Here is a 10,468-nt window from a genome sequence, read left to right as displayed (position 1 = left end):
ATCTGCTTGGTTTCCGGGTGCAGCTCAAACCATTTCCGTGCCGTCCAGCCTTTCAATCCCTTTACTATGTCTACTGGCCTTTCCTTTGGCGAATTTATCCGGTCAATTGTTGGCTTAGACATGAATGCGGCCAAGGAGGCTTTTTCAGCCTATCTGAGCGACACTAGCCTGAATAGCCAGCAAATCTACTTCTTGAACCAAATCGTTGAATATATTGCTAAAAACGGCTTAATGAAGGACCTGACAGTTATGCAGGATTCACCATTCATTGATCGAGGCAATATTATCGAACTCTTTGGAGACCGACCAGATCTTTGGACAGGGATCCGAATGACGATTCAGCATATTAACGACAATGCTGACGTTGTCGCATAATCAAAGGACGTACCATTGGTACGTCCTTTTCATTTTTACTTCGTCTTATATTGCTAATTTTCCATAAATTACTACTCAAAGTGCTCTATCATTTGATATATCAACCTTTTAGAGTATTTCGTTGAGTTGTAAAATTCTGGGAAAATAGCATTTAAATCGGTCGTTATTTGAATTCAAAAGGCGGCACACAATCTTCATCTCAGATTCAGGTACCTTTTCGCCCTCATACATGAAAGTGATCTTGCTTTGAGCCAAGTTAACGCTTGGCGGTCTTGGTCTAAGCCAGCTGCTTGCGTAATTCTTTTAGCCGCAATGTCATTGTATTCATCTGTGTGATCCCTTTCTGTTGTCTTCACACCAGCCATCAGCTTATACCATAATAACCGCAACCTTTAAGAGGGGATGCGGTTATTAGAGTAGTTATAACATTGGGCTATTTGACGTCTACCTGCATAATTTCTTCGCCTGACTTGACCGCGTGCTCAGTGACGTCTTCAAAGTGCAGCAGGCGCTGGGGCTGGGTGAAGAGGACGATGACCGTGTCATCGTATCCGCGCTCTTGGATCAATTCCCGGTCAAAATCCATCAGCAGCTGGCCTTTTTCGACCTGCTGCCCATCGGCATAGTAGCTGTTGAAGCCTTCACCGCGCAGGTTGACGGTGCCAAGTCCAATGTGGATTAAGGCTTCCAAGCCATTGTCTGATACCATGCCCAAGACATGCTTGGTCGTAAAGGTGAAGCGGACGGTCCCGGTGAATGGCGCGTAGATCTTGCCTTCGCTTGGCTTGATGGCGAAGCCTTCACCGTGCTGGGGCACGAAGCTATCCGGCAGAGAGGAGAGGGGGATGAGCTGACCAGTGACTGGAGCATCAACTTCAGTCGTCCCGGTCTTGCCGGTGCTGGCCGTGTCAACGCTCAGCTTTTCCTGCAGCTGGTTGACGATCTCGGCATGCTTCTTTTCGGTCAAGGTGACCTTCTTGTCGAACACAATCAGGGCCAGGATTGCCAAGACCAGCGGAATGATGAAGGCAAAACTCTTGAAAGTGTGGATGCTGGCCGAGGTCATGTCAGCTGCGGTTGCTGCTCCCGTCATGCCGCAGGTAACGGCGATGAAGCTGACCAAGCCGTTCGAAAAGGCCCCGGTCAGTTTGTCGATCATTGGCCGCACGGCCAAGGTGACGGCTTCATTTCTTTCGCCATTCTTAAGCTGTCCGTATTCAATCGCGTCAGTCAAGGTCAAGACCGTTACCAGCTGGGCAAAGGAGAAGTTGAGCAAGGCGATCGCGACGATCAACAAGGCCAGATTGTTGCTGAAGAAAATAAAGATGATGTAGGACAGGATCATGCAAACCTGACCAATTGTAAAGAGCCACTTGCGCGGAATGAACTTGTTGAGAATTGGATACAATGGCGAGGTGCAGAAGGAAACGATCGTTGCGACCACGCCAACCAGTGAATATGACTCCGGCTTGTCCAAGATGAACTTGAAGAAGTAGAACAAGACGCCGTTAGTGATGACGTTGGCCAATGAGAAAAGGAAATAGCCTAAAGATGCCCAAAGAATCTGGTCATTGTGGGCCAGGGCCATAAGCACGTCTTTGATGCTGGTCTTCTTCTTGTTGGCCGCCCGGCGGATCAGGTTGTCCTTTTCCTGGGTGCCGATGGCCGTGATGAACATGCAGACGATGGTCAATAAGGAAATAATCACGGCAAAAGCCAGCCAGCCGCTTGGCCCTTCTTCCTGCTTGCCGGTAGCTTTGAAAGTGAAGTAGGTTACCAGGGGAACGACGATGATGGTCAGGCCGTTCCAGCCGATCGTCCCAGTGAAGTTGCCCAGGGAGGTGTAGACCCCACGCTCACGGCTATCTTCGCTTAAGGCTGGCACCATCCCCCAGTAGGAAACGTCAGAGAAGGAGTAGAAGACGTCCAGGGTGACAAAGATGATGACGAACAGGATGGAAAACAGCACCCAGTTGCTGTTGGCCAGGCCGAAGATCCCCGTGAACAGGACGATCATCAGTAAGGAGCTGATGACGGTCCCAGCCAGGATCCAAGGCTTGAACTTGCCCCACTTGGAATGGGTGTTGTCGACCACGTTCCCGATCAACGGATCGATGGCAATTTCGGCTACTCTGACGACGACGATCAAGGTGGTAATCAGGTAGATCAACTTGTTGGCAATCGCTGTTGGCAGGCCGCTGAAGAGCCCGCTGGTCACGAAGATAATGAAGTAGTTGGACAAGAGTCCATAGAAGGCAGCATGGCCCAGATTCCCCATCGCGAAGGAGAAGCGGGACATGAGCCCTTTGGATTTCACAGTGCGGTTCACGAATATACCTCCATTTTATTTGCTGTAATCGCTTTACTTGTTTACGAAGTAAATTATAGCCGGAATTTTGTCAAAAGTAAACACTTTTAGTAAACAATTTACCAAAAATGCTAACCGTCGCTGAAGACATGAGCGAATAGAGCCAAAAAAACCGACGAATTTTGCAATCCCTCGCTTGCTTTTTTGATTGCAAAAATAAGGAAGCAAGGCAATTAATGCCTAGGAATGGCAAGCCAAGCTAAGGTGATTGCTTTTTAATATCTAGTAAAATATTTACTAAAAGCACTTGCAAAAATGAACTGAACAAGCTATGATATTGGCTGTAAGCAAGAACTAGCAATCAAGCAAGACATTACTAGAAAGAGGCAATAAAATGGGGAAAACAGCAGAAAAGCCTGAATTTGCATGGCTCAGCGATCCAGAAGTGTTTGCGGTGAATACTTTGCCGGCTCATTCGGATCACCAATACTTCTTAAATGAAGCAGAAGCCAAAAGGGGACGCAGCAGCCTGAAGCAGTCGCTTAATGGGTCCTGGCGTCTGGCCTGGAGCAAGAGCCCTGAGCTCAGAAACCGGCGCTTCTATCAAATGGGCTTTGACGAAAGCGGCATGGACACGGTTGAGGTTCCTAGCAATTTGGAAGTTCTTGGCTATGGCCAGCCGCAATACGTCAACATCCAATACCCATGGGACGGGAGCGAGGAAACCGGGCTGAAGACGCCGCTGCGGGACAATCCGGTTGCCTGCTATGTCAAGCACTTCACTTTGGATAAAGGCTTAAGCGGCAAGCGGGTCATTCTCAGCTTCCAAGGCGTGGCGACAGCTATGTACGTCTGGCTCAATGGCACCTTTGTCGGCTACAGCGAAGACTCCTTTACTCCTAGCGAGTTTGACGTGACCGACTGCCTGCAGGAAGGCGACAACAAGCTGGCGGTTGAAGTCTTCAAATATTCCTCGGCCAGTTACCTGGAAGACCAGGACTTCTGGCGCCTTTCCGGCATTTTCCGGGATGTTGACCTGTATGCCATTCCGCTTGCGCATATCCAAGACCTCCAAGTAGCCAGCACGCTTGAAAATGACTACCGCGAAGGCAAACTGACGGTTCAGTACCAAGCCGCGGGTCAAGCAGACCAAGTCCTCCTGCGCCTTTACGATCTTGACGGGCAGATCTATGACAGCCAGGCAAATGAATTTTGGGAAACTGGCACTTTCTTCATGGACCACTTGCCGGTCAAGGCCTGGAGCAGCGAGCAGCCAGTCCTGTACAAGGCTGAATTGGTGCTTGAAGACAGCGGCCGGGTCCTGGAGGTCGTCCCGCTCAAGCTGGGCTTTCGGACTTTCGAAATCAAGAACCGCTTGATGTTGCTGAATGGCAAGCGAATCGTCTTCAAAGGCATCAACCGGCATGAATTCGACTGCCGCCGGGGCCGGGCAGTGACTGAGGAGGACATGCTTTGGGACATCAACTTCTTGAAGCAGCACAACATCAATGCCGTCAGAACCTCGCACTATCCAAACCAGTCGCGCTGGTATGAGCTTTGTGACCAATACGGGATCTATTTGATCGATGAGGTCAATTTGGAAAGCCATGGTAGCTGGAACAAGCTGACCAAGGTGGAGCCTTCCTGGAACGTGCCCGGCAGCAAGCCGGAGTGGCTAGAGAACGTCATGTTCAGAGCCAACAACATGTTCCAAAGAGACAAGAACCACCCGGCCATCTTGATCTGGTCCTTGGGCAATGAAAGCTATGCCGGCGATGATCTGGCAAAGATGGGCGAATTTTTCAAAAAGAACGACCCTGGCCGGGTCGTTCACTATGAGGGGGTGACCTGGAACCGGGACTACGACTTTATTACTGAAGTAGAAAGCCGGATGTACGCCAAGCCAAAAGAGATTGAAGAGTATCTGACTGCCAACCCGCCGAAGCCATTCATTTCCTGTGAGTACGCACATGCGATGGGAAACTCGACGGGTGGGCTGCAGCTTTACACGGCACTTGAGAAGTATCCACAATACCAAGGCGGCTTCATTTGGGACTATCTTGACCAGGGATTGCTGACCAAGAACAGCCAGGGGCAAGAGTACCTGGCATACGGCGGGGACTTTGACGACCGTCCAAATGACGGTGAGTTCTGCGGCAATGGCATCGTCTTTGCCGACCGAACTCCTTCACCAAAGGCCCGGGCGGTGAAAGAGCTATACAGCAATTTGAAAATGACCATCAATGCGGAGGGCATCACGATCAAGAACGATAACCTGTTCGTGGATACGAGCAGCTATGACTTTGTCTTGACGCTGCTTTGCGATGGCCGGCCAGTTGCTGAATATCAGTATAATTTGAACATTGTGGCACAAGATAAGCAGAATCTGCCATTGCCACAGGCGCCGAAATTGACTGGCGAACTGGTTTGGCACCTGGATGCCCGCTTAAAGGAAGACCAGCCGTGGGCAAGCAGCGGCTTTGTCGTAGCAAGCGCCGAATACCTGGTGCCTGAAACGCGCGTGAAGAAGCAAGCGTCAGCAGACTTGCCAGATTTCCGGATCATTAACGGCGACTTCAACCTAGGCATTTGGGCCAACGGTGTCAAGGCCTTGTTCAGCAAGGACAAGGGTAGCTTGATTTCCCTCAAATATGGTGATCGCGAGCTGATCAAACAGAAGCCACGGCTGACCTTCTGGCGCGCCTTGACTGACAATGACCGCGGCGCCGGCTATGGCTTTGACAAGGCGATGTGGGAGAATGCCGGCAAATTTGCCAAGCAGACTGATTTCAAGCTGGAGCTGACCGAAACGGGCGCCAGAATCAGCTATGACTTCCTGCTTCCTGTTGGGAAAGACTTACAGGTTAAGGTTGCCTATACGGTTGACCGCACGGGGACAATCGGCGTCAAAGCCATCTTCCCAGGCGCCGCGGGGCTGCCTGGTCTGCCGGAGTTTGGCCTGGAACTGGCCTTGCCGCACGACTTTAACCATTTCACATATTACGGCAAGGGACCAGAAGAAAACTATCTTGACCGGCAAGCGGGATCCTTCTTGGGAATCTGGACTTCCTCAGCCACTGAAAACGTGGCCAGATATCTGCGCCCGCAGGAAACCGGCAATCGGGAGGGACTTCGCAAGCTGGCGATTTATGACCGGCAAGGAAGCGGTGTAGTCTTTAGCGCTGCTGCTAAACCTTTCTCAGGCAGCGTTCTTCCTTATAGCACCGCGCAATTGGAAACAGCTGATCACTGGTTTGACCTGCCTGATTCTGAGTACACCTGGGTCAAGCTGCTGGCCGCCCAAATGGGCGTCGGCGGTGACGACTCCTGGGGCGCGCCAGTCCATGACGAATATCTTCTGCCAAGCAGCAAGTCTTACGAACTGAACTTTACTATTTCGCCTTTCTCACATCAGCTAGCTTGACACTTGACTAGTTTGAAACTTTTAATTATGCTAAATTTAAATTAGTGAATTATTCCTTATTCCAATCTAGAGAAAGAGCAGGGTGAAGATGGCAACTATCCGGGATCTGGCCAAGCGGGCTGGCGTATCGCCTGCAACCGTGTCACGTATTTTGAATTATGATTCGACTCTATCCGTCAGCGATGAGACCCGCAAGCGCGTTTTTCAGGCAGCGGAAGACTTGAACTATAGCAAGCATCTTTCCAAGAAATACCAGCGTTTTAGCGGCAAGACGGCAGCTATCGTCTTGTGGTGCGACCCTGAGGAAGAGCTCAACGACTTGTACTACTATTCCATCCGCTTGGGAATTACTGAGCGGCTGACAGAATTAGGCCTTAAACATGAACTCCTTTACGCCGGCGCTAACTGGGAGGAGCTGGATAAGTACGCTGGGGTGATCGTGATCGGCAGCGATCAGTATTCGGCTGGCCAGCTGTCAATTCTTAGGCATCTGCCAGGACCGGTCGTCTTCGTTGACAGCAATCACCTGCAAGATGGCTTTCCGAGCGTCTATTCAGACTTCCGCAGCGCCGTTGAAGAAATCGTTGACCACTTCATTCAGACTGGCCGGACCAAGATTGGGATGCTGGCGGGGGACTTGAGCGATCACTATGACAAGGAGAACCTGACTGATTTCCGCTTTCGGAATTTTAAACGCTACGCCCAGGCGAAGGATCTGTATCAACCAGACTGGATTATCGTTGGCGCCTTTACTTCAGAAACTGGGTATGAGGCGATCAAGCTGGCCTGGCCAGAATTGGCTGAAAAGCCGAACTGCCTGCTGGTGGCCAATGATGCCATGGCAATAGGCGCTTTGAAAGCCTTCCGGGAACTGCATGTCCGTGTTCCCGAAGACGTTAGCATGATTTCCTTCAACGATACGACCGTTGCGCAATTTGCCAATCCGGCCTTGAGCAGCGTGAAAGTGGAGACCAATGAGATGGGCAAGAGGGCAGCCGAGGTCCTCTTGAACCGGTTAGAGCAGCCAGACCGCCTGCCATATGCCCTGCAGCTTTTGACCAAACTGATATTGCGCCAGAGCAGCATTAACTAGCACAAGAACCTATTTTTAAATGATTGCACACTTTTGACAATAATGACTTGCAGTCATCGATTGGCGGCTGATCGCTTCGGCAAAGAAAATATAAAACAGATGACACTAAAACTTAAGATCTAGACTAAGATGAAGAATTCAACTATTACTACTTTCACCCTGATTTATTAGAAATCAAATCAAAAAGGGGGATGCGGCCATTAGTGGCTGCATCCCTCTTTTCGTGCTGCTTGTTATTTTCGCACGGCGCCTTCTTTAAATACTGTTGGTACCCGCACCTAAAGCAAAAATAAATCCCGATCTCAGAAATTGTGAGATCGGGATTTTTGGCTTATAAAATATATTCCATGGTTGTTTCTTTGGTCTTAAGGCCATTCTTTTCATAGAAGCGAATAGCCGAATCATTTCCTGCCCACACATTGAGGGTGATTTCATAGCAGCCCAAGCGTTTGCCTTCTTCCTTGACAAAATCCAGCAAGGCCCGACCAACACCTTGAGAACGGGCAGCAGAGTCAACGCAGAGATCATCAATAAATATAGATTTGAACTGAACCATATTGGTTGAGAAAGGCTGCTCTTGCAGTTGGGTGAAAACATAGCCCAATACTTCATCTTCGTCATTAACGGCAACATAGATTGGCTTTTGGTCATCCTTGATAAGTTTAGCCAATTCATCATTGGTGTACTTAGTGGTCCCTGGCTTAAAAATATCTGGCCGAATAGACGCGTGGATCTCTAGCACTTGGCTCAACAATTTCATGATTGCGGGAATGTCTTTAACTTGTGCATGGCGGATGTTCATTATTGTCAGTTCCTAAAAATAGATTTTTTACCAATTATATCACAACAGGTCAAGCTTCTTTTCTGGCATCTTATCAAAATTTCACCTTTGGAAAGATCACTTTAATGTAAAATAAGTATAGAAACACGAATGGAGAGGGGCTAGAAAATGGAAAAAGCGATTGAAGTAAATAAACTTTCAAAGTCTTATGGTGGCTTAAAAGTTATTAGTGACATTTCTTTTACGGTTCGTGAAGGCGAATTATTTGCTTTTCTTGGGCCAAATGGTGCTGGGAAGTCAACAACAGTTGACTGCTTATCAACTTTGACCAGGTTTGATTCTGGAAAAATCAAGCTGGCTGGGTTTGACATGAAGACGGAAGTACAAGCAATCAAGCAAAAGATCGGGATCGTATTTCAAGAAGGACTTTTAGACAGAAAACTTACAGTTGCGGAAAATTTGACTCTTCGAGCCGGCTTTTACTACCAAAGCAAGGCAGAGATTAAAGAGGCAGTAAGCAGGGCCATTGAGTATACCGAGATCAAGGATCTGCTTAAGCGCCCTTATGGAAAATTGTCAGGTGGACAAAGGAGGCGGGTGGATATTGCGAGAGCACTCATAAACACGCCGAAGATTCTCTTTTTAGATGAGCCAACAACGGGACTTGACCCGCAAACCCGGCAGCATATCTGGGAGACAATCCGGCGCCTGCAAAAAGAGCAGGGGATGACCATCTTTTTAACAACCCACTACATGGCAGAAGCAGCCGCGGCTGACTATGTAGTAATTCTGGATCAAGGAAAAATTGTTGCTGAAGGAAGTCCAATTGACTTAAAGAAGCGTTACAGTTATGACCGCTTGAAACTGTATCCAAAGAATAAGCAAAGCTTGGATAGTTTGCTGGCAGGCTTTCCGTTTAAGTGGACTAAAGCTGGTGATTACTATGAACTGGCACTTACTGATACACTTGATGCGATTGCTGTCGTTGAAAAGCTTCGGGATCAGCTGCAAGATTTTGAGGTCCTACATGGAACCATGGATGATGTATTCTTGAATATTACAGGAAGGAGGTTGCGGGAATGAGAACGATGATTAAAAGAAATCTCAAGCTTTATTTTCGGGATAAGGCAACTGTTTTCTTCTCGATGCTGAGCGTAGTTATCATTTTTGCCTTGTATATCTTCTTTATTGGTGACTCAATCAGCAGCGGCTTACAGTTTTTACCTCATCCAAATCGGCTTATGCGGGCTTGGATGCTGGCGGGGATGCTGGCTTCGGCATCCCTAACCACTAGTTTAGGTGCCTACGGAATAATGATCAATGACCGGGAGAATAAGACGATCAAAGATTTCTATTCATCCCCAATCAGCAGAAGGCAAATCGCAGGTGGGTATATCGCGACGGGCTTTATCATCAGCATCATCATGTCTATTTTCACCTTGATTTTCGGAGAAATCTACCTGGGGATGGCTGGCGGCGCTGTCCTGGACCCGGAGCTTTTACTTAAATTGCTGCCTGTAATCGCCTTGTCAGCCTTTGCTTCTTCAGCGATCGCTTCCTTCATAGTTTCTTTTTTGAAGAGTAACACTGCTTTTTCAGCAGCTAGCACGGTAGTTGGTACGCTAATTGGTTTCCTGGTTGGAGCCTACATTCCAATCGGTAGTTTACCCGATAATGTACAATGGTTGGTCAAATACTTTCCATGTGCACATTCAGCTGTCCTTTACCGGCAGCTATTGATGGAACCTGCGATTAATGAAAACTTTACCCGGCAATCTTCCGAAGTTCTGAGGAAGTGCAAGGAAACCCTGGGGATTGTCTTCGTATATAACGATAAAACTGCACCTGCCTGGGTATCAGTAGTAGTTTTGCTGGTAACTGGAGTTGTTTTCTATTTATTGGCAGTTTTAGTGCTGACCCGGAAACAAAATGAGATTTAGAGGCTATTTAACATAATCTAGAATATGAAAAGATGTATGCTTTAGAACGATTTTTAAAAAGTCAAACTAAGTTATCACAGCAGCATTCATCTGTATTTCATGCAGGGGATGCTGCTTTTGCTTTATAATAACTATGTCACAAGTTGTTCTTAAGGTAGTTAATGTAAAAATATCAGGAGAAAATCATGTCCAAAATAAGTGTTGCTTTTATCTGCACCCATAATTCCTGCCGCAGTCAAATTGCTGAAGCCTTAGGAAAAAAGTTGGCCGGGGATACATTTGAATCTTACTCAGCCGGCACCAGCATCAAAGATCAAATCAATCCAGATGCAGTCCGCCTAATGAAGCAGCACTACGGCATTGATATGTTGGCAAGTGGACAGAAGCCTAAAAAAATCACTGATTTGCCAAATATCGATTACGTTGTCACCATGGGTTGCGGGGTTCGCTGTCCTTTTTTACCAGCGAAAAAGCGTGTAGACTGGGGCTTAGAAGACCCTACGGGTCAAAATGATGAAATCTTTATGCAAGTGATTACAAAGATCGA

Annotated in this window: 8 protein-coding genes and 1 pseudogene; 6 read left to right on the top strand and 3 right to left on the bottom strand. The window is 48.0% G+C overall.

Annotated elements, in window-relative coordinates:
* Positions 1-98 (bottom strand): annotated as a pseudogene (locus tag ACI4WN_RS03100) (IS200/IS605 family transposase); the annotation flags it as partial.
* On the opposite strand from ACI4WN_RS03100, the gene ACI4WN_RS03095 reads away from it, so the two are divergent.
* Positions 67-375 carry a type I restriction-modification enzyme R subunit C-terminal domain-containing protein gene (locus ACI4WN_RS03095; protein WP_439776919.1) on the top strand — a complete coding sequence of 103 codons (309 nt, stop codon included), beginning with the start codon at positions 67-69 and terminating at the stop codon, positions 373-375. The pseudogene ACI4WN_RS03100 and the gene ACI4WN_RS03095 overlap by 32 nt on opposite strands.
* Before the next feature lie 433 nt (positions 376-808).
* Here the strand turns inward: ACI4WN_RS03095 and ACI4WN_RS03090 are convergent, their stop codons facing one another.
* The gene (locus ACI4WN_RS03090) at positions 809-2,674 is read right to left on the bottom strand and encodes a glycoside-pentoside-hexuronide (GPH):cation symporter (protein ID WP_439776920.1); all 1,866 of its coding nucleotides are present in this window, start codon (positions 2,672-2,674) and stop codon (positions 809-811) included.
* Between the two features lie 403 nt (positions 2,675-3,077).
* On the opposite strand from ACI4WN_RS03090, the gene ACI4WN_RS03085 reads away from it, so the two are divergent.
* Together ACI4WN_RS03085 and ACI4WN_RS03080 are read left to right on the top strand one after the other, a co-directional pair.
* Positions 3,078-6,107 carry a glycoside hydrolase family 2 TIM barrel-domain containing protein gene (locus ACI4WN_RS03085; protein WP_439776918.1) on the top strand — a complete coding sequence of 1,010 codons (3,030 nt, stop codon included), beginning with the start codon at positions 3,078-3,080 and terminating at the stop codon, positions 6,105-6,107.
* An 88-nt stretch (positions 6,108-6,195) separates the two neighbouring features.
* Positions 6,196-7,200: a LacI family DNA-binding transcriptional regulator gene (locus tag ACI4WN_RS03080; protein ID WP_412131173.1), complete on the top strand. Its 1,005-nt coding sequence runs from the start codon at positions 6,196-6,198 to the stop codon at positions 7,198-7,200.
* A 331-nt stretch (positions 7,201-7,531) separates the two neighbouring features.
* Here ACI4WN_RS03080 and ACI4WN_RS03075 read toward each other — a convergent pair whose 3' ends face one another.
* A complete protein-coding gene (locus ACI4WN_RS03075) occupies positions 7,532-8,002 on the bottom strand; it encodes a GNAT family N-acetyltransferase (RefSeq protein WP_439776917.1) in 471 nt (156 codons plus the stop codon).
* A 147-nt stretch (positions 8,003-8,149) separates the two neighbouring features.
* On the opposite strand from ACI4WN_RS03075, the gene ACI4WN_RS03070 reads away from it, so the two are divergent.
* The 3 genes from ACI4WN_RS03070 to ACI4WN_RS03060 form a co-directional block, all read left to right on the top strand.
* Complete coding sequence (locus ACI4WN_RS03070; protein ID WP_439776916.1) at positions 8,150-9,064, top strand: ATP-binding cassette domain-containing protein; 915 nt, start codon at positions 8,150-8,152, stop codon at positions 9,062-9,064.
* A complete protein-coding gene (locus ACI4WN_RS03065) occupies positions 9,061-9,921 on the top strand; it encodes an ABC transporter permease (RefSeq protein WP_439776915.1) in 861 nt (286 codons plus the stop codon). The genes ACI4WN_RS03070 and ACI4WN_RS03065 overlap by 4 nt, the downstream gene beginning before the upstream one ends.
* Before the next feature lie 185 nt (positions 9,922-10,106).
* A partial coding sequence (locus tag ACI4WN_RS03060) for an arsenate reductase ArsC (RefSeq protein WP_439776914.1) occupies positions 10,107-10,468 on the top strand: 362 nt, incomplete at its 3' end.

The sequence above is a fragment of the Lactobacillus sp. genome (genome assembly GCF_051893255.1).
GTDB lineage: Bacteria > Bacillota > Bacilli > Lactobacillales > Lactobacillaceae > Lactobacillus.
The sequence above is the reverse complement of the archived record's forward strand: the minus strand, read 5'-3'. Positions and strand labels throughout refer to the sequence as shown.

What these genes read in the sequence shown, in the direction of transcription:
- ACI4WN_RS03095 (WP_439776919.1), top strand. Translation starts at nt 67, where the DNA reads ATGTCTACTGGCCTTTCCTTTGGCGAATTTATCCGGTCAATTGTTGGC.
- ACI4WN_RS03090 (WP_439776920.1), bottom strand. Translation starts at nt 2,674, where the DNA reads ATGTCCCGCTTCTCCTTCGCGATGGGGAATCTGGGCCATGCTGCCTTC.
- ACI4WN_RS03085 (WP_439776918.1), top strand. Translation starts at nt 3,078, where the DNA reads ATGGGGAAAACAGCAGAAAAGCCTGAATTTGCATGGCTCAGCGATCCA.
- ACI4WN_RS03080 (WP_412131173.1), top strand. Translation starts at nt 6,196, where the DNA reads ATGGCAACTATCCGGGATCTGGCCAAGCGGGCTGGCGTATCGCCTGCA.
- ACI4WN_RS03075 (WP_439776917.1), bottom strand. Translation starts at nt 8,002, where the DNA reads ATGAACATCCGCCATGCACAAGTTAAAGACATTCCCGCAATCATGAAA.
- ACI4WN_RS03070 (WP_439776916.1), top strand. Translation starts at nt 8,150, where the DNA reads ATGGAAAAAGCGATTGAAGTAAATAAACTTTCAAAGTCTTATGGTGGC.
- ACI4WN_RS03065 (WP_439776915.1), top strand. Translation starts at nt 9,061, where the DNA reads ATGAGAACGATGATTAAAAGAAATCTCAAGCTTTATTTTCGGGATAAG.